The 18,626-nt window shown below is 72.5% G+C and carries 14 protein-coding genes; 9 read left to right on the top strand and 5 right to left on the bottom strand.

The features are described 5' to 3' along the window. Positions 1-27: 27 nt before the first annotated feature. Together Voc01_RS33445 and Voc01_RS33450 are read right to left on the bottom strand one after the other, a co-directional pair. On the bottom strand, positions 28-1,827 hold the full coding sequence (locus tag Voc01_RS33445; RefSeq protein WP_203931633.1) for a carbohydrate-binding module family 20 domain-containing protein: 1,800 nt from the start codon (positions 1,825-1,827) through the stop codon (positions 28-30). 142 nt (positions 1,828-1,969) lie between these two features. Beyond that, entirely contained in the window at positions 1,970-3,019 is a 1,050-nt protein-coding gene (locus Voc01_RS33450) for a LacI family DNA-binding transcriptional regulator (protein WP_203931634.1), read from the bottom strand. A 104-nt stretch (positions 3,020-3,123) separates the two neighbouring features. Between Voc01_RS33450 and Voc01_RS33455 the strand changes: the two genes are divergently transcribed. Both Voc01_RS33455 and Voc01_RS33460 read left to right on the top strand, forming a co-directional pair. Then, positions 3,124-5,112 carry a hypothetical protein gene (locus tag Voc01_RS33455; RefSeq protein ID WP_203931635.1) on the top strand — a complete coding sequence of 663 codons (1,989 nt, stop codon included), beginning with the start codon at positions 3,124-3,126 and terminating at the stop codon, positions 5,110-5,112. Between the two features lie 165 nt (positions 5,113-5,277). Continuing rightward, complete coding sequence (locus Voc01_RS33460; RefSeq protein WP_203931636.1) at positions 5,278-6,180, top strand: hypothetical protein; 903 nt, start codon at positions 5,278-5,280, stop codon at positions 6,178-6,180. Positions 6,181-6,195: 15 nt separating this feature from the next. On the opposite strand, the gene Voc01_RS33465 is transcribed toward Voc01_RS33460, so the two are convergent. Then, complete coding sequence (locus Voc01_RS33465) at positions 6,196-7,155, bottom strand: glycosyltransferase (protein ID WP_203931637.1); 960 nt, start codon at positions 7,153-7,155, stop codon at positions 6,196-6,198. 175 nt (positions 7,156-7,330) lie between these two features. Between Voc01_RS33465 and Voc01_RS33470 the strand changes: the two genes are divergently transcribed. From Voc01_RS33470 to Voc01_RS33480, 3 genes are all read left to right on the top strand, one after another. Next, entirely contained in the window at positions 7,331-8,380 is a 1,050-nt protein-coding gene (locus Voc01_RS33470; protein WP_203931638.1) for a hypothetical protein, read from the top strand. A gap of 61 nt (positions 8,381-8,441) precedes the next feature. Next, positions 8,442-8,927, top strand: a complete 486-nt coding sequence (locus tag Voc01_RS33475; RefSeq protein WP_203931639.1) for a TetR/AcrR family transcriptional regulator C-terminal domain-containing protein — start codon at positions 8,442-8,444, stop codon at positions 8,925-8,927. A gap of 63 nt (positions 8,928-8,990) precedes the next feature. After that, positions 8,991-11,252: an ATP-binding protein gene (locus Voc01_RS33480; RefSeq protein ID WP_203931640.1), complete on the top strand. Its 2,262-nt coding sequence runs from the start codon at positions 8,991-8,993 to the stop codon at positions 11,250-11,252. On the opposite strand, the gene Voc01_RS33485 is transcribed toward Voc01_RS33480, so the two are convergent. Both Voc01_RS33485 and Voc01_RS33490 read right to left on the bottom strand, forming a co-directional pair. Continuing rightward, positions 11,249-12,232, bottom strand: coding sequence for a CU044_5270 family protein (locus Voc01_RS33485; protein ID WP_203931641.1), 984 nt, complete (start codon positions 12,230-12,232; stop codon positions 11,249-11,251). The genes Voc01_RS33480 and Voc01_RS33485 overlap by 4 nt on opposite strands. Further along, positions 12,232-12,801: an RNA polymerase sigma factor gene (locus tag Voc01_RS33490; RefSeq protein WP_203931642.1), complete on the bottom strand. Its 570-nt coding sequence runs from the start codon at positions 12,799-12,801 to the stop codon at positions 12,232-12,234. The genes Voc01_RS33485 and Voc01_RS33490 overlap by 1 nt, the downstream gene beginning before the upstream one ends. Before the next feature lie 149 nt (positions 12,802-12,950). Between Voc01_RS33490 and Voc01_RS33495 the strand changes: the two genes are divergently transcribed. From Voc01_RS33495 to Voc01_RS33510, 4 genes are all read left to right on the top strand, one after another. Beyond that, entirely contained in the window at positions 12,951-14,456 is a 1,506-nt protein-coding gene (locus Voc01_RS33495; RefSeq protein WP_239160649.1) for an MDR family MFS transporter, read from the top strand. A gap of 341 nt (positions 14,457-14,797) precedes the next feature. Then, positions 14,798-15,562 (top strand): ABC transporter ATP-binding protein, encoded by a 765-nt coding sequence (locus Voc01_RS33500; protein WP_275423776.1) that lies wholly within the window; start codon positions 14,798-14,800, stop codon positions 15,560-15,562. Further along, positions 15,559-16,530, top strand: a complete 972-nt coding sequence (locus Voc01_RS33505) for an ABC transporter substrate-binding protein (RefSeq protein WP_203931644.1) — start codon at positions 15,559-15,561, stop codon at positions 16,528-16,530. Before Voc01_RS33500 ends, Voc01_RS33505 begins: the two co-directional genes overlap by 4 nt. A gap of 8 nt (positions 16,531-16,538) precedes the next feature. Then, on the top strand, positions 16,539-18,620 hold the full coding sequence (locus Voc01_RS33510) for an iron ABC transporter permease (protein WP_203931645.1): 2,082 nt from the start codon (positions 16,539-16,541) through the stop codon (positions 18,618-18,620). Positions 18,621-18,626 lie beyond the last annotated feature (6 nt).

The raw sequence follows: 18,626 nt of genomic DNA on the forward strand, positions 1-18,626 counted from the left end.
GCGCTCGTCGGCGGGCGGCGGCCTGTGTCAGCGCCAGGTGCCGGTCAACGTGACCGTGGCGGTCGGGGTGTGGGTGCGGTTCGCGCCGGCTTCCCAGGTGACGGTGCCGTCGGGGTCCTTCTTGATGTACTTGTACTCGATGGGCTGGCCGGTGGGCAGGGAGACCGTCGCCTTCCAGACCGGGTAGTCGGCGGCCGACAACGGAACCGCGTTGGCCGGGTTCCACGAGCCCAGCTGCGGGGTGGAGCCGACCACGAACACGTTCTGGCCGAACCACGTCGTCACCGTGGCGTGGAACGACACCGCCACCGTCGACGGCGGGGTGGTGGGTCCGCCCGTGGTGCGGGCGTTCACGTGCAGGGCCACGCCGCGGTTGGCGGGGATCGTCGTGGTGAAGGAGCCACCGGAGACCGTGACGACGCCGCCGGTGCAGGTGCCGCCGACGAACGTGCCCCGGGCGACGTTGCAGTAGGTGCCGTCGGGAAGGGTCGTGGAGAACGTGCGGGTCCAGGCGCTGTCGGTGGCGTTGAAGGCGGCGTAGCCTCTCACGCCCCGGGCGAAGGCGAGGCGACCGTTGCCGTCGGTCACCTGGTTCGAGATGCCGGTGCCCTCGGTGGCGTTGCGGAAGCTCGGCATGCCGGCCACCTGCTCGTTGCGGTGCTCGCAGATCCACTGGCTGCCGCAGGTGGTGGCGTTGGTGGTGCCGTTCGAGGAGCTCGGCGGGCCCTGGCCCGGCACGGACCCGAACGCGTAGCTCGACATCAGCTGCACCGTGCCGTACGGGTGGGCCATCATGAACGCGTCGGCGAGGTAGTAGCGGTCGCCGTTCCTGTAGGTCAGCGTGGGCGTGGCGCGCTGGGTGTCGTGGTTGTCGACGAACACCACGGACTGGTTGCCGGCGAGGCCGCCGTAGTTGGGCAGGTTCGCGAACTGCGCGATGCTGCCGCCCTGGAAACCCTGCGAGACCGCCCGCTGGTAGTCGAAGTTGGTCACCTTGCCCAGCGGCGCGTAGGCGGTGTACGGGATCGTGGCGTCGCCGTAGACCTCGTGGAAGATGTCGGGACGCCCGCCGAACCCGGGCACGTCGTGCAGCCGCGAGATGATGTCGGACAGGTGCGCCTCCTGCACGTGCTTCGCCGCGTCGACGCGGAACCCGGCCACGCCCAGGTCGATCACGGAGTTCATGTACTTCGCTATCTTGCGGCGCACCTCCGCGTTCCCGGTGTCGAGGTCGGCGAGGTTCAGCAGCTCGCAGTCCTGCACCTCGGCCTTGTTGTTCCAGTTGCTGATCGGCGTGTAGCAGGTGCCGAAGTCGGCGTAGCCGTAGGCGTCGCCGGACCCGTCGTCGAACAGGTTCGGGTAGCTGTACTTGCTGTACGGCGTCCCGGCGCTGCCGTTGCCCGACCAGCCGGTGCCGGTCATGTGGTTCAGCACGACATCGACGTAGATCTTCACGCCGACGGCGCGGCAGCGCCGCACCATGTCGACGAACTCGGCGCGGGTGCCGCGCCGCGTCTGGTCCAGGCGGTAGGAGACGGGCTGGTAGTCCTGCCACCACGGGTAGGTGGCGCCCTCGGCGCTGGGCAGCACCACGTGCTCCTGCGGCGGCGACACCTGCACGCCGCCCCAGCCGGTGGGGCCGAGGGTGGACTCGCACTCCTGGGCGATGGAGCTCCACCGCCACTGGAAGAGATGGACGATCGAGGATCCGTTGGCGACCGCGGCCCGCGCGGGCCGCGTGGTGGTCGTCGCGACGACGGCGAAGGAGAGGATGAGGAGGACGGCGGCGGCCGCCGCGGAGGCGGCGGTTCTTCGGGGGATGGGCATGGCGGCTCCCGGAGAAAGTTCCTGCACTGCTTGCAAGAATTTTCAGTGCTTGGGAGCAGAATCTAGCAACGTCGATGTCCTTACGGAAGGGTGCGAAGCTTAAATACGCCAGATGCCGCTCGCGTGCGTCCTGAAAGATCTTTCAGGCGGAGATCGAACGCGGCCGCGACCTGGGCGCGGCCCGGACCGCGGCGGTGGACGACCGCACGATGAGGTCGGGGCGGTATACGAACTCCGAGCGCGGCGCGGCGTGGCCGTTGATCTCGTCGACGAGCGTGTTCACCGCGGCGACCGACATCGGCGACACCGGTTGGCGCACGGTCGTGAGCGGCGGATCGGTGAACGCGATCAGCGGTGAGTCGTCGAAGCCGATGACCGACAGGTCGCCGGGAACGGTCAGACCGCGCTGGCGGGCGGCCCGGATCGAGCCGAGTGCCATGAGGTCGGACCCGCACACGATGCCGGTGACGCCGTCGTCGATGAGCCGGCCCGCTGCGGCCTCGCCGCCCTCGACGCCGAACAGCGTGAGCGCGGTCATCGCGTCGAGCACGCTGTCGGGCGCGTCGAGGTGGCGCCGCATCGCGCCGCGGTAGCCGGCGATCTTGCGCTGCACGGGCAGGAACCGCTCGGGCCCGGTGACCAGGCCGATCCTCTCGTGGCCGAGCGCCACCAGGTGCGAGACGGCGAGGTCGCCGGCCTCGCGGTCGTCGCAGGAGACGAACGGCGCCTCGATGCCCGGCATGTAGCCGTTGATCAGCACGATCGGCAGCGGCCGCTCGACCAGCTTGCGGTACCGCGCCGGGTCGGACGTGGTGTCGGCGTGCAGCCCGGAGACGAAGATGATGCCGGAGACCTGGCGGTCGAGGAGCAGGTCGACGTACTCGTCCTCGGTGACGCCGCCGGGCGTCTGGGTGCACAGCACGGGCGTGAAGCCGCGGTGGGCGAGCGCCGACTCGATCGTCTGGGCGAACGCCGGAAAGATCGGGTTCTCCAGCTCCGGCACGACCAGCCCGACCAGGCCGGCGCTGCGCTTGCGCAACCGTTGCGGACGCTCGTAACCGAGCACGTCGAGCGCGGTGAGCACGGCCTGCCGCTTGTCGGGCGAGACGCCCGGGCGGTCGTTGAGCACGCGGCTGACGGTGGCCTCGCTGACGTCGGCCTGCTGGGCGATGTCGGACAACCGCGCGCGCATAAGCCGGACTCTAACTGACGCGAATTCTGAGATCTTGACAGTCGCCGATGTGTGCGCGGAGTCTTGTACCAGCCAGTAGGTTCCCTGCCGCCCGAGGGGTCTCTATGCGTCGCCTTGCCGTACTTCTCCTCCTCGCTCCACTCGCCGTCGTCGCCTCCGCCCCCGCCGCCTCGGCCGCGGCGGTCACCGCCGCACCCGACGCGCTCGACGGCGCGTGCGTCGCGCTCCGTGTCTTCGACGGGTCCAACTCCGTCGGATACGTCGTGCGCGACGGTGACGGGTACAAGTTCTCCGGGACCGCGTCAGCGGCCACGCCGATCCGACTCGAAGCCACCCAGCTGAACCGGTACGAACTTCTCGACAACCGCGGCCAGCCGCTGTACCAGAGCGTCGTCGGCTTCATCCTCGCCGGCCAGTCGTACGGCAGCCGGGCCGACTACACCGTCGCCCGCAGCGGCGACCGCTACCGCTTCACCGCGACGGCGACCGGCCAGGCCATGGGCTCGTTCCTGTGGCGCCTCGGCTCGGGCGGCTCGTCGAACAGCGTCGAGCTGACCACGTCGAGCGGGTGCTTCACCCCACCCGACATCGCCACCGGCGTGAGCGGCACCGCGGCACCCGGCGTCGACAGCGCCGGCCGCCTCGTCGGCACGATCGACGCGCACGCGCACATCACCGCCGCCGCCGGCTTCGGTGGCCAGTTCCACTGCGGCGAGGCGTGGGCCTCCGGCGGCGTCGAGGTGGCGCTCAAGGGCTGCTCGACCCACACGTCGCTGAACCTCGGCGCCCTGTTCGAGGCGATCGTCGGCGGAACCGACGCGGCGAACTCGCGCGAGGACGGCTGGCCGACGTTCGGCGACTGGCCGCAGCCCAACTCGATGCTGCACGAGCAGTCGTACTTCCGCGGGATCGAGCGGTCGTGGCGGTCGGGCCAGCGGGTGATGAACGCGTTGCTGGTCGCGAACCGCGTGATCTGCGAGCTGTTCCCGTACCGCGACAGCTCGTGCGACGAGATGGAGCAGATCCGCGCGCAGTCCCGGTACCTGATCTCGATGCGGGACTACATCGACGCGCAGAGCGGCGGCGCCGGCAAGGGCTGGTTCCGCATCGCGACCACACCGGCGCAGGTGCGGTCGATCGCGGCGTCCGGGAAGCTGGCCGTGATCGTCGGCGTGGAGAACTCGGAGCTGTTCGGCTGCAAGGAGAACGCGGGCTGCACCACGGCCACCGTCGACGCCGGCCTCAACGAACTGCAGGCGATGGGCGTGTCCGGGGTCTACCCGGTGCACAAGTTCGACAACGCGTTCGGCGGCACCCGGTTCGACTCGGGCACGCAGGGCGCGGCGGTGAACGTCGGTCAGCTGCTGTCGACGGGGCACTGGTGGCAGGCGACGTCGTGCACCGGCCCGTCCGACAACGAGCAGCCGCTGACGAGTGACGACTTCGCCACCCTGCTGCCGGGTATCCCGCCGGGCACGATCCTGCCGGTCTACCCGAGCGGGAAGATCTGCAACATCCGCGGCCTGACCGACCTCGGCCGCTACCTGGTGCAGAAGCTGATGGACCGCGGCATGATCATCCACATCGACCACATGAGCGTGAAGGCGGCCACGGCCGTGCTCGACATGGCCGACGCCGCCGACTACCCGGGCCTGTCCTCGGCCCACTCGTGGTCGGACCCGGCGATGATCAACCGGATGGTCGGGCTCGGCGGATTCGTGGCGGGCATCGCCGAGAAGGCACCCGACTTCCTCGGCGAGTGGCGGGCCAACCGGGCGCTGCCCAACGGCGGGTCGATCACCGGTTACGGGTTCGGCAGCGACGTCAACGGTCTGCACCTGCAGCCCGAGCCGCGCGCCGGCGGCAACCTGACCTACCCGTTCACCGCCCCCAACGGCACGACCGTGAACCGCCAGGTGTGGGGGTCGCGGACCTTCGACCTGAACACCGACGGGGTCGCCCAGTACGGCCTGTACGCGGACTGGACCGTCGATCTCATCGGCCAGGCCGGCGGTGAGGGTGCGCTGCTGCGGCAGCAGCTGATGAACGGCGCCGAGGCGTACACGCGGATGTGGGAGCTGGCCCGCGCCTGACCGCCCTGTCGCCTCACCGGGCACGGATGAACATCATCTTCCGGGAATGATGTCCATCCGTGCCCGGTCGTGGTGTGGGAAGACCTTTCGGGGTCGCCGGTACGGGGGCGAGGACCGGGCGTCACGGGGAGTCGCCGCCCCACGGGCAAACCGTACGATCCGGACATGTACTGCCCGGGATGCGGGACGGCTCGGGACGGCCGGTACCCGTCCTGCCCATGGTGCGGCACGTCGTTCGGGCCGCCGCCGGCCCGGGCGGGTGCCGGGTTCGCCGTGCTCGCGGTCGACATCGTCAGTTGCGGTGGGGTGTATGCCGCCGGGTTGGCGGTGGCCGGGCTCGTGGCCACGGGACGCGGTGCGGAGGGCCTGCACGCCGCGACCGCCCGGCTCGGGTGGCTGCACCTGCTGCTCGCCGCCGCGGTGCTGGTCGCCTACCGGCTCGGTGCGCAGCTGGCCGGTGGCCGCACGCTCGGCCGGATCCTGCTCGAAGGTGCCGCGGCCACCGGCACGGTGCCGCTGTTCGCACCGGCCGTGGTGACGACGCTCGTGCTCGGGACGCTCACGGGCGTCACCGCGCCGCCGGTGCGGGCCGGGCCCGCACCGGTCCCGAGCACCGCGAGCCCGACCACGGACGGCCGCACGCAGGCGATCGGCCTCGACACGCTGATCGCCGCCAGCAGCAACAGCCGCACGCGGCTGCGGACGGCCCTCGCCGACGCGGACCGCTGCGTCGACGCCGAGGCCGCCGCCGATACCCTGCGGCAGGTGACCGCCGAGCGTGACGGTCAGCTGTCCCGGGCGCGCGAGCTTCCGGTGGACGCGATCCCGAACGGCCGGACCATCCGCGACCATCTGGTCGCGGCGCTGGCGCACTCGGTGGCCGCTGACCGCGCGTTCACCGCGTGGGCCGACAACGTCGCGTCCGGGCGCTGCGGCCAGGACGCCAACTACGCGGAGGCCGGCCGGGCGTCGACGGCCGCGACCGCCGCGAAGCGGAGCTTCTGCTCGGCGTGGAACCCGGTCGCCGTCGGGTTCGGGCTGCCGACGCGCACCGAGGACGAGGTGTAGCCCGGCCTCCGGAACTCAGCGCGAGGTGCACGTCTCCTCGAGGAGGCGGTCCCAGTCGAAGAGGAAGCGGTCGAGGTCGTAGCGCTCCTTCGCGGCGGCCGAGCCGGCCTGGCCCAGCCGCTGGGCCGCGTCGGGGTCCTCGATCAGCCACCGCGCGGCGTCGACGAGGTCGTCGACCTTCGTCGACACGATCCCGGCCCCCTCCGGGACGGCGCGCACGACCTCGGTGGTCGCCAGCGCCACCACTGGCAGCCCGATCGCCATCGCCTCGATCAGGCTCAGCCCGAGTGAGGTCCAGCGGGTGAGGTGCAGGTACAGCCGGCGGCGCGCGATCTCGGTGTGCATCTCGTCCTGGGACGCGTTGTAGGTGGCGATCGTGTCGGGGGACAGTCCCAGGGCGTCGGGCAGCCCGTCGGTGCCCATGCCGAACACGTCGAGCGGGGCGACCGGCCCGAACCGGCCCATCAGGTCGGTGCCGGTGACCCGACCGCGGCGGACCGGCTCGTTGGTGACGATCGCGATGCGCTCCAGGTCGCCCGAGTACTCCGCGACCGGCGGCACGATGCCGTGCTCGATCACGGCGGTGCGGGTCGCGCCGTTGTCCCAGAACAGCTCGTTGAAGTGGGTGACGTGCACCAGCCGCACGTCGTCGCGGTCGGCCATCGGGTGCCGGGTGGAGGGCACGTCGCCCTTCGGCGTGTTGTGCTCCACGTAGACGGTCGGCACGTTCCGGTCACCGAGCCACGCGCGGGCGAGGGGCAGCTCCTCGGGCCGCTGCAGCACCACGACGTCGATGTCGGTGGACGCCAGCTCGTCGGGGGTGACCTCCACGGCGGAGTACGGCCACCGGTAGGTGCGGGCCCGGCCGAGGCCGTAGGGACCGCGCTCGTCGTCGACGGGCACGAGATACCGGTGCCGGCCGTGGATGAACGCCGTCATCCAGGAGCCGTGCACATGCCAGACGAGGATGTTCACCGCGGCCTCCGGCTTCGAAGTGGACGCACTGCGGCGGCGCACTACCCCGTCGGCACGCCTCTATGCCGGGGGCGGAGCATTTTCGTCGCCGGGACGGTCCGGCCGAGCGGGCCCTCGAACGCGGTCTCGCCCCGCACGACTGGGCCCGGGGCCGTCGCTGGAGCAGCATAGGACCGTGACCGACGTCATCAGCTTCGGACCCGAGGAGCCCGACGGGCCCGCCCGGCCCCGCCGGTTGCCGTGGTGGGCCCGGCGCGCCGGGCTCATCGGGTTGGTGGCGGCGGCCGTCGCGGGACTGGTATTCGTCAGCATGGACCGGCGTACCGACGACGGGAGGCCGACCGGCGCCGCCACACCGACCACGACGGCGTCCGTCCCGCTAAAGCCAGCCCAGCCGACGCCCGCGCCGCCAACGCCGGCCCAGCCGACCGGCCCGGCCTGCGCGCCGGTCGGTTGGGGCCAGCAGCCGTCGCCGCTGAATCCGGTCGCCGGCCTGCGCATCGATGGCCAACCGTCCGGCGGCCTCGACCGGTGCGACCGCACCGTGGCCGACGGCGCCTGGACGGTCGTCGTGCGCCGGCCCGACGGGTCGTTCGGCCGGCGCGGTGCGGTGGTGACGTTTCCGGCCGAGCCGTCGGTCGGCGGCCGTAGCGTCGCGGTCGGCGGGGTGACCGGGAGCGCGCAGGCCGGGTCGGTCACCTGGCCGGTCGCCGGGCGGCACGCACGCGTGCGGGGTGACCTCGGGGAGGCCGACCTGGTGGCGGTCGCCGCCGCCACGCGGGTCGAGGCGGGGCGACCGGTGGTCGCGGCGCCGGCCGGGCTCGTGGTGGTGACGGCGGGGCCGTACCGGTCGCCGACCGTGCACGAGGTCCGGTACGGCAGCGACTCGGTGGGGGAGGGCGCGGCGCTCGGCAACGGGCTGACGTTCACGGCCGTGGCCAGCGGCGGCGGGTACGAGGACCGGGCGTACGCGTCGACGGTCCGCGACGGTCCACCGGTCCACGGGCAGCCGACGCTGCTGTCGGACCTGTTCGGCGGCAGCGGGGGCATCGCCTGGGAACCGGCGCCGGGACTGGTGGCCTTCGTCGGGTACAGCGGGTCGCTGTTCGACGACGCGGCCGGCGCGGCGCTGCACCGGCTGGCACTGCGGGCCCGGCCGGTCACCGCGGAGCAGTGGCTGGAGACCGGGGCGACGGTGCTCGACCAGACGAACGAACCGCGCTGACGCCGAGATCGTCCTCGGGACGGACAGCGACCTCGCCGACCGGCTGGCGGCCACGTACGCCGTGCTCGACCGGGCCACCGACGCCCGCACGGGGCTGCGTGACCTGGCCCGCCGCTTCCTCGTCGACCTCCTCCACGCCGACGTCCTGCGGCTGCGCCGCCTGGTGCTCGCCGAGGCCGACCGGTTCCCGGCCGTGTCGGGTGCCTGGTTCGTCGGCGGGTTCGAGCGGTCGCTGGCGCTGCTGGGCGAGGCGCTGACCCGGCTGGCCGACCGCGGGCTGCTCCGGGACTCGACGCCATCGCCGACGCGGCCGGCGAGGTCTTCCTGGCCGCGTACGGCCGGGCCGGGTAGCGGCGACCGGACGAACGAAAAGGGCCGGGCTATGAAGCCCGGCCCGACCCACGCGGCGCCGCGAACGCCCGATTGTTCCAGCTTCAGCGGACCCACGAGCTGGGCAACAGGCCCCCGTTGCGCGCGGCACCGCTTGGACCATAGGTACGCCCACTCCGGGAGCATTCCCTATGCCGACTACGGTGGCGGAGAGTGACACCGATGCCCAGGGCTTTCACCGGTACTTGGTCGGTACTTCGGTGTCGGTGGGGAGGGTTGCGTGTTCGGTGAGATGGTCCGGGGGGAGCGGCGGCGGCTCGGCCTGTCGCAGGAGGAGCTTGCCGAGCGGACCGGCATCGGCGTGCGCAGCATCGGCAAGCTCGAGGCGGGACGCATCGCCAACCCGCGGCCGGCCACCGTTCGCAAGCTCGCCGACGCCTTCGGCCTGACCGGTGACGAGCGGAACCGCTTCTGCTCGGCGGCCACCACCACGGCCGTCCCGGACCCACCGACCCAGCCGGCGCCGCCGCGCGCCGCGACCCCGGCACAGCTGCCGGCCGACGTGGCGCGGTTCGCCGGCCGCGCCGACCACCTCGACCGCCTGACCGCCGCGCTCGACGGCGCCGCCGACCGGCACCCGGCCGCGGTCGTGATCAGCGCGATCGCCGGTACCGCGGGAATCGGCAAGACCACGCTCGCCGTGCACTGGGCGCACCGGGTGCGGCACCGGTTCCCCGACGGTCAGCTGTACGTGAACCTGCGCGGCTTCCACCCGAGCGGCGCCGTGATGGACCCGGCGCAGGCGATCCGGTCCATGCTCGAAGCGCTCGACGTGCCGCGCCAGCGCATACCGGCCGACCTCGACGCGCAGGCCGCCCTGTACCGCAGCGAGCTCGCCGGCCGGCGGATGCTCGTCGTGCTCGACAACGCCCGCGACGCCGAGCAGGTCCGCCCGCTGCTGCCCGGCGCACCGGGCTGCTTCGTGCTCGTGACCAGCCGGAGCCAGCTGACCAGCCTGGTGGCCGTCGAAGGGGCCCAGCCGCTCACCCTCGACCTGCTCACCGCGGGCGAGGCCCGGGAGCTGCTCGCGAGCCGGCTCGGTGCCGACCGGCTGGCCGCCGAACCGGAGGCGGCGGAGGAGCTCGTCACCCGGTGTGCCCGGCTGCCGTTGGCGCTGGCGATCGTCGCCGCGCGGGCCGCGACCAACCCGGGGTTCCCGCTGCGGGCCATCGCCGACGACCTGCGTGGGCTCGACGGACTGGCCGACGAGGACCCGACCGGCGACATCCGGGCGGTCTTCTCCTGGTCGGTCGCCACGTTGAGCCCGGCGACCGCGCGGATGTTCCGGCTCGTCGGGCTGCACGCCGGTCCCGACTTCTCGGCCGCGGCCGCGGCGAGCCTCGCGGCCGTGACCCCGACGGCGGTGCGGCCGATGCTCGCCGAGCTCGCCCGGGCGAACCTGATCATGGAGGCGGTGCCGGGCCGGTACACCCTGCACGACCTGCTGCGCGCCTACGCCGCGGAGCTGGCGGCCGACGAGGAGCCCGCCGACGAACGGCACGCGGCGCGGCAGCGGATGTTCGACCACTACCTCCACACCGCGCACGCCGCCGACCGCCTGATCGACACCCACCGCGACGCCAGCGTCCTCCCGGAACCGGCGACCGGCGTGACGCCGGAGCCGCTGGACGACCACCAGCAGGCGCTGACCTGGTTCGCGACCGAGCAGCCCGTGCTCCTGAACGCGGTGCGGCACGCCGCCGCCAGCGGCTTCGACGGGCACGCCTGGCTGCTGGCCCGCACCCTGGCCGAGTTCCTCGACCGGCGCGGGCACTGGCGCGACTCGGTCGAGACCCAGCACGTCGCGCTGGCCGCCGCCGAGCGGCTGGGCGACCTGCCCCGGCAGGCCGACTCGCACCGGGTGCTCGCCCGGGCGCACACCCGGCTCGGCGAGTTCGACGACGCCCACACCCACTACGCGCACGCGCTCGCCGCGTTCGACGCCGCCGGCGACCGCACCGGCCAGGCGCACACGCACAACAGCATCGCCGACGTGTGCGAGCGGCAGAACCGCTACCAGGACGCGCTCGACCACGCCCGCAAGGCCCTCGACCTGCACCGCGGCCTGGGTCACCGGCGCGGTGAGGCGGCGGCGCTGAACGCGGTGGGCTGGTACCAGGCCCAGCTGGGCGACCACCGTCCGGCCCTGTCCTCGTGCGAGGAGGCGCTGCGGCTGCTGGAAGAGCTGGGGGACCGGTACGGGCAGGCCGCCACCCTCGACAGCCTCGGCTACGTCTACGACCGCCTCGGCACCTACGACCGCGCCCTCACCTGCTACGCCGACTCCCTGACCGTCTTCCGCGACCTCGGCGACCGCTACTGGGAGGCGACCCTGCTGACCCGCATCGGCGAGACCCGCCGCGCGATGGGCGACACCGGGGCGGCGAAGGAGAACCTGCGGCACGCGCTGACCATCCTCGACGACCTGGCCCACCCGGACGCGGAGCAGGTCCGGGTGAGCCTGCAGAAACTCGACGGTTAAGGCGTGTCGCCGGCGCGGTCGACGATGCCGAACCGGTTGCGGATCACCAGCCGGAAGACGTCGCCGGCCTTGATGTACCGGGTGGCGTCCAGCGACTCGGCGACGTGGTCGCGGATGGCGACCAGCCGGTCACCGATCAGCGCGTAGGTCTCCGGGTCGAACAGCAGCTCGGTCCTCAGGTAGTCCTCGACGACGTAGGTCAACGCGATCGCCGGCCGGCCGTCGAAGTTCACGGCGTCCGGGTCGACCCGCGCGCCGGGCTGGCGGGCCAGCCACCGGTAGATCGCGGCCTCGACGTCGGGCGGGAGGACGAACTGCGTGAGCAGCGCCTCCGGGCTGGCTCCCGCGGGCTTGACCCGATGGTGCCACTCGTCGAACTTCTCCGGGGTGGTGAGGCCGGCCAGGTCGTCGTACGGGATGGTCGGCCAGCGCTGCTTCTCGGTCCGCTCACGGGAGTGGAGCTGGCCGCCGTCCTCCCTGCCGGCTATCACGTGCCCGTCGACCCGGCTCCACGACTCCCGGCGCTTGTTCACCGTCTGGCCCGGTACCAGGGCGCCGTTCGGGTTGGCGTCGGCCACCTCCATGCGGTTCTCCGTGGTGAGGAACTCCACGTACATGAACTGGTCGGGGCGCGGGTCGACCCAGGCCCGGCGGGCGGCGGTCCAGGCGGCGTTCTCCAGGAACTCGGCCGCACCGGCCGGCTTGGCGTACGGCGGCGCGGCGACGGCGGCAGGCGGGTCGCCGGACCGGTCGGTGCGCTCCGCCGGTCCACCCGTCACCACCACGACGCCCACCGCAACCGCCGCCGCGGCCGTGACCACGGCGGCGGCCCGCAGCGTCCACCGGGCCGGCCGGCGGGGCGCGGGGCTCTCCACGCCGTTGATCCGGTCGAGCAGTGCGGTGCGGGCCCGGTCGCGGGCGGCCGCCGACGGGGTCTCGTCGAACCCGAACACGTCCTGGAGCAGTTCCATCTCGTTCATCACAGGGTTCCTTCGCTCAGAGAAGCACGCATCTCCTGCCGCGCCCGGTGCAACCGCGACCGCACGGTGCCGGCCGGCACGTCGAGCGCCAGCGCCACCTCGGGCTGGCTGAGACCGGCCCACGCGACCAGCAGGAGCACGTTCCGCTCGGGTCCGGGCAGCCGGGCCAGGGCCGCCGCGAGCCGGCCCCGCGCGGTGGCCGCGTCGAGCCGGGCGGCGACGTCGATCTCCGCTACGGCGACGTCGGCCGGCAGCTTCGCCAGTGCCCGGTACCGGCGGGCCTCCGCCCGTGCGTGGCGCGCGATCAGGTTGGAGGCGATGCCGTACAGCCACGGGGCCGCGTCCACCCGGGCCGGGTCGTAGCCGGCGAGCCGGCTGAACGCGACCAGGAACGTCTCGGACGCGACATCCTCCGCCAGGTCGCGACCGAGCCGCCGGGCGGCGTACGCGTAGATCCGCTCGTAGTGCCGGTCGAACACCACCGCGAACCGCTCCGGCGCCGCGCGTGCGGCGGCGATCAGCTCCGCGTCGGTGCGCGTCCGTCGATCGTGGTCTGTGGCCAGATCCATCGGCTCACCTTCCTTCCACCACCTCTTCGCCGCAGCCCCGGAAAGTGTTCGCTCTGCCGCAGTTCCGGACGGTGGTCGCTTTGCCGCGCCGGATTGAAGGAAAGTAGGTTTGCGATCTTCGCCGTCGCGGCAGTGGGAACGAGGTGAGCGTGACGACTTCGAAAGCGGCCGGCGTCGGGTTCCGGTCGGAGCGGGGACCGGTGCTGGCCGCGGTGATGCTGTGCACCGGGCTCGTGGCCCTCGACTCGACGATCATCGCGACGGCGGTGCCGTCGATCGTCCGGGACCTTGGCGGCTTCTCCCAGTTCCCGTGGCTGTTCTCGATCTACCTGCTCACCGCGGCGGTCACCGTGCCGCTGTACGGCAAGTTCGCCGACCAGGTGGGTCGCAAACCGGTGATGCTCATCGGCATCGCGGTGTTCCTCGCCGGGTCGGTGCTGTGCGGCATCGCCTGGAGCATGCCGGCGCTGATCGTCGCCCGGGCGGTGCAGGGTCTGGGTGCCGGCGCCGTGCAGCCGATGAGCATGACCATCATCGGCGACCTCTACTCGGTGGAGGAGCGGGCCCGGGTCCAGGGGTACCTGGCCAGCGTGTGGGCGATCTCGTCGGTCGTCGGCCCGACGCTCGGCGGGGTGTTCTCGGAGTACCTGTCCTGGCGGTGGATCTTCTTCATCAACCTGCCGCTGGGCGCGGTGGCGGCGTGGGCGCTGGTCCGCCGGTTCACCGAGAACGTCACCCGGCGCGAGCACAAGGTCGACTACCTCGGCGCCGCGCTGCTCACCGCCGGATTCTCGCTGCTGATCCTGGGACTGCTGGAGGGCGGCGTCCGGTGGGAGTGGTCGTCGGCGCCGAGCGTCGCGATCCTGACCGTCGCCGGGGTGCTGATCCTCGCGTTCGTGCTGGTCGAGCGCCGCGCCGCGGAACCGGTGCTGCCGCTGTGGGTGGTCAGCCGGCGGGTGCTGGCCGGCGGCAATCTCGCCTCGCTCGTGATCGGCGCGCTGCTGATCGGGCTCACGTCGTACCTGCCCACGTACGCGCAGGGGGTGCTCGGGGTGGGTCCGCTGGTCGCGGGGTTCGCCGTCGCCGCGCTGACGCTCGGGTGGCCGATCGCGGCGAGTCTCAGCGGACGGGTCTACCTGCGGATCGGGTTCCGCAACACCGCGGTGTTCGGCGCGTCGGTCGTCATCGTGGGTGCCGTGTTCACTGCGCTGCTGACCAGGACGTCGCCGGTCTGGGTGGCGGCCGCGGCGGCGTTCGTCATGGGCGTCGGACTGGGGTTCACGTCGAGCCCGACGATCGTGGCGGCCCAGTCGGTGGTCGGCTGGGACCGGCGCGGCGTGGTGACCGGCGCGAACATGTTCGCCCGGTCACTGGGCAGCGCGGTCGGTGCCGCGATCTTCGGCGCGATCGCCAACGCGACGCTGTCGGCCCGGTTCGCCGATCCGCCACCGGACGTCGCCGGCCGGATCCCCGCGGACGTCAGCGCCGACAGCCTGATCCTGGACGCCGGCCCCGGGCCGGTCGGTGACTTCGTCCGCGGGGCCCTGTTCGACGCCAGCCGGCACGTGTTCGTCGGCCTGGTGGTGCTCGCGGTCGTCGGATTGTTCGCGGTACTGCTGCTGCCCCACCGCACCAGGGACCTGGAGTTCGACTAGGCCAGGTCGTGGACCAGCGCCCGCTCTCGCGGCCGCGCCGCTGTCGAGGCGCGCGCCGATCTTGCACTCGTGGCCACCTCTATTTGCGGATATGTCACGTTTTTAGGGAGGCCACAACTGCAAGATCGGCGGAGAAGGGGTCCGGGGACCGGATGGAGCGCTGCCGGGCCCTGCCCGCGATCTCTTTTACAAGGATTCTTAGGTTAGGCTAACCTGCAGCCGTGCGGGACAACGATCGATCCGGGGCCCCCGGTCAAAGCGGAGCGAAGCGAGCATTTGAGCGGGGTGGAACCGACGGCCTCCGGGGAGACCGGCTCACGCTGGGCTACCACGGGCCGGCGGTGGTTCACGAGGCCTCGATCGTCGTGACGGCGGGCGCGGTCACGGCGCTGGTCGGGCCGAACGGCAGCGGCAAGTCCACGCTGCTGCGGGCGCTCGCCCGGCTGCACCGGCCGTCCACCGGCGACGTGCTGTTCGACGACGGCTCGTCGGCGCTGACCCTGCAGGCGAAGGACTTCGCCAAGCGGGTGACGCTGCTCGCACAGAGCCGGCCGACCCCGAGCGGGGTCACGGTGCACGACGTCGTCGGCTACGGCCGTCACCCCTACCGGGGGCGCTGGGGTCGCGACGACGCCGACGGGGTGCGCGCCGTGGCCTGGGCGATGGAGGTCACCGGCATCACGGCCATGGCCGAGCGCCCGGTCGACGAACTGTCCGGCGGCGAACTCCAGCGGGTCTGGCTCGCGACGTGCCTCGCGCAGGACACCGGCGTCCTGCTGCTCGACGAACCGACGACGTTCCTCGACCTCCGGTACCAGGTGGAGATCCTCGACCTGGTCCGCGACCTCGCCGACGACCACGGGGTCGCCGTCGGGATCGTCCTCCACGACCTGAACCACGCCGCGGCCGTGGCCGACCGCGTGGTGCTGCTGCAGAACGGAAAGGTCGTGGCCGCGGGCGACCCGGCCGACGTCTTCACCCCGCAGCGACTGACGGCTGCCTACGGCATCGAGGTCGACGTCGCGGTCGACCCGTCGACCGGTCTGGTCACCACCCGGCCCGTGGGCCGGCACACGAAACGCGCTCTACAAGGAGAGTCGATATGAGACGAGCACTGGTCGCCGTGCTGGTCGGCGCCCTCGCGCTGGCCGGCTGCGGCACCACCGAGGATCCGGCCGAGACGGGCAACGACGACGCGGGCGCCAGCGGCCCGGTCACCTTCAAGGACGCCCGCGGCAAGGAGGTGACCCTGCAGAAGCCGGCCACCAAGGTGGTCAGCCTCGAGTGGGGCGAGACCGAGATGCTGGTGAGCCTCGGTGTGCAGCCCATCGGCGCCGCCGACATCAAGGGCTACGGGACGTGGAACACCGCGTCCAAGCTCGACGGGTCGGTCAAGGACGTCGGCACCCGGGGTGAGCCGAGCGTCGACTCGATCGCCGCCCTGCAGCCCGACCTCATCATCATGGTCAACGACTCGGCGCAGCTCGCGCCGCAGGCGGAGAAGATCGCACCGGTACTGGTGACGAAGGGCAGCGACGCGAGCCGCAACCTCGACCGCATGCGCGACGACTTCAACCTGATCGCCACCGCGGTCGGCAAGCAGGCCGAGGCGAAGAAGATCCTCGACGACTTCGACAAGACGCTCGCCGACGGTCGGAAGAAGATCGCCGACGCCGGCAACGCGGGCAAGAGCTTCGCGATCGCCGACGGGTGGAAGGAAGGCAGCACGGTCAACATCCGGATGTTCGGCCAGGGCGCGCTCGTCTCCCAGCTCGGCATCCAGCTCGGCCTGAAGAACGCCTGGAACGGCAAGGTCGACGAGGCGTGGGGCCTGGGTCAGACCGACGTCGAGGGCGTGAACGTCCTCAAGGACGTCGACCTGCACTTCTTCTACAACGCCTCCGACGGCGACGACGTGTTCGCGCAGGGCCTGGCCGGCAACGCGATCTGGGACTCGCTGTCGTTCGTGCAGAAGAAGCAGCTGCACAAGATGCCCGACGGCATCTGGACCTTCGGCGGGCCGGCGTCCTGCGAGCAGTACATCGAGCAGCTCGTGAAGGTCTACGCCCCTTGAGTCAGGTGATGGAAAGGGCGACCCCGGTGGTCGCCCTTCCCCCGGTGAAGCCGGTGCGGGTCGCGGGGCTCGCGGTCGGCTCGGCCGTGCTCGTGGTGGTGCTCGCGCTGGTCCACCTGACCCAGGGCACCAGCGACGTCGGCGCCGTCGACCTGGTCCGGTGGGTGTTCGGCGCCTCCGACGAGGACGCGGCGAAGATCCTGGTCGCCGCGCGGCTTCCGCGTCTGGTTGCCGGGCTCGCGGTCGGGGTGGCGCTGGGTTTCGCCGGTGCCACCCTGCAGTCCCTGGCCCGCAACCCGCTGGCGTCGCCCGACACGTTGGCGGTCAACGCCGGCGCCTGGCTCACGGTGGTCGCCGCCGCGGCGTTCGGGCTGTCGCTGCCGATCCTGCCGTCGGGCGCGCTGTCGTTCGTTGGCGGGCTGGTCGCGGCCGTGTTCGTGCTCATGCTCTCGGCCGGCGGCTCGTCCGGTCCGGCCCGGCTGATCCTCGCCGGCACCGCGACCGCGTTCGCGCTGAACGCGGTGACCGTGCTGCTGATGCTGCTGTTCCAGCGGGAGACCGTCGGTTTCTACGCGTGGGGCAACGGCACCCTCGTGCAGGGCGACTTCGACGCGGTGGTGCAGACCGCGCCGGTCATCGCGCTGGCGGCGCTCGGCTGCCTGGTGCTGGGCCGGCGCCTCGACATCCTCGCCCTCGGCGACGACACCGCGACGGTCCTCGGCCTGCACGTGCGGCGCACCCGCCTGATCGGCACGGTGCTCGCCGTGCTGCTGTCGACCGCGGCGGTCACGATCGCCGGTCCGATCGGGTTCGTGGGGCTGTGCGCGCCGGTGATCGTGCGGCTGGTGGCCCGGTTCGTGCCCGGTCTGCACCGGCACCGGCTGTTGATGCCGTTCTCCGCGGTCGCCGGTGTGGTGATCGTGATCGGCTCCGACATCCTGCTGCGGTTCGTGCTCGGCGGTCAGGCCGGTGTCGACGTGCCCACCGGCGTGGTCACGTCGCTGTTCGGCGCGGTGGTGCTGGTGTGGCTCGCACGCGGTCACCGCGACGCCGGCTCGGGCCGGCGCGCGGCGACGACCCACCTGGCCAAGGTGCGGTCGGCGCGGTTCGTGCGGAGCGTCATCGCCGTCGGGGTCGTTCTCGTTCCGGTGGTGACGGTCGTGGGCCTGCTCGCGGGGGACGCGTGGCTGCTGGGCGGTGACGTCGTGAACTGGCTGACCGGCCGGTCCGGCCCGGCGGTGACGTACGTGCTCGACCAGCGGTACCCGCGCGTGCTCGCCGCGCTGTTCGCCGGTGCCGCGCTGGCCGTCGCCGGAACCGTGGTGCAGGCGGTGTCGCGCAACCCGCTGGCCGAACCGGGCATCCTCGGCGTCACCGCCGGTGCGGGCGTCGGCGCGGTCGCGCTGATCACCACGATCCCGGCCGTCGGCGTGTGGACCATGACCGGCGTGGCCGGTGCCTGCGCCGTCGCCACGTTCGCCCTGGTGTACGGCCTGGCCTGGCGCGGCGGCCTGGACTCCGACCGGCTGATCCTCATCGGCTTCGGTGTCTACACCGCCGGCACGGCGGTGATCACGTTCATCATCATCGCGACCGACCCGTGGAACACCGGCAAGGCGCTCACCTGGCTGTCCGGGTCGACCTACGGTCGTACCGCGCTGCAGGTGGTGCCGGTCGCGGTCGCGCTCGTCGTGCTGACGTCGGTGCTGGCCGGCTCGGTGCGCCGGCTCGACCTGCTGGCCCTCGACGACGACACGCCCCGCGTCCTCGGGGTGCGCCTGGAGCGCGTCCGGCTGCTGACGCTGACCGCGGCGGCGCTGCTCACCTCGACGGCGGTGGCGGCGATCGGCGTGGTCGGGTTCGTCGGCCTGGTCGCGCCGCACGCCGCGCGCGCTCTGGTGGGTGGACGCCACAGCCGGGTGCTCCCGATGGCGGCGCTGCTCGGCGCGGTTCTGGTGAGCGTCGCCGACACGTTCGGCCGCACGGTGATCGCTCCGGCGCAGATCCCCGCGGGTCTGGCCACGGCGATGATCGGCACCCCGTACTTCATCTGGCTCCTGTGGCGCACGCGGGTGCGCCCCGTCGGCTGAACCGGC

Source organism: Virgisporangium ochraceum (assembly GCF_016863655.1).
Taxonomy (GTDB): domain Bacteria; phylum Actinomycetota; class Actinomycetes; order Mycobacteriales; family Micromonosporaceae; genus Virgisporangium; species Virgisporangium ochraceum.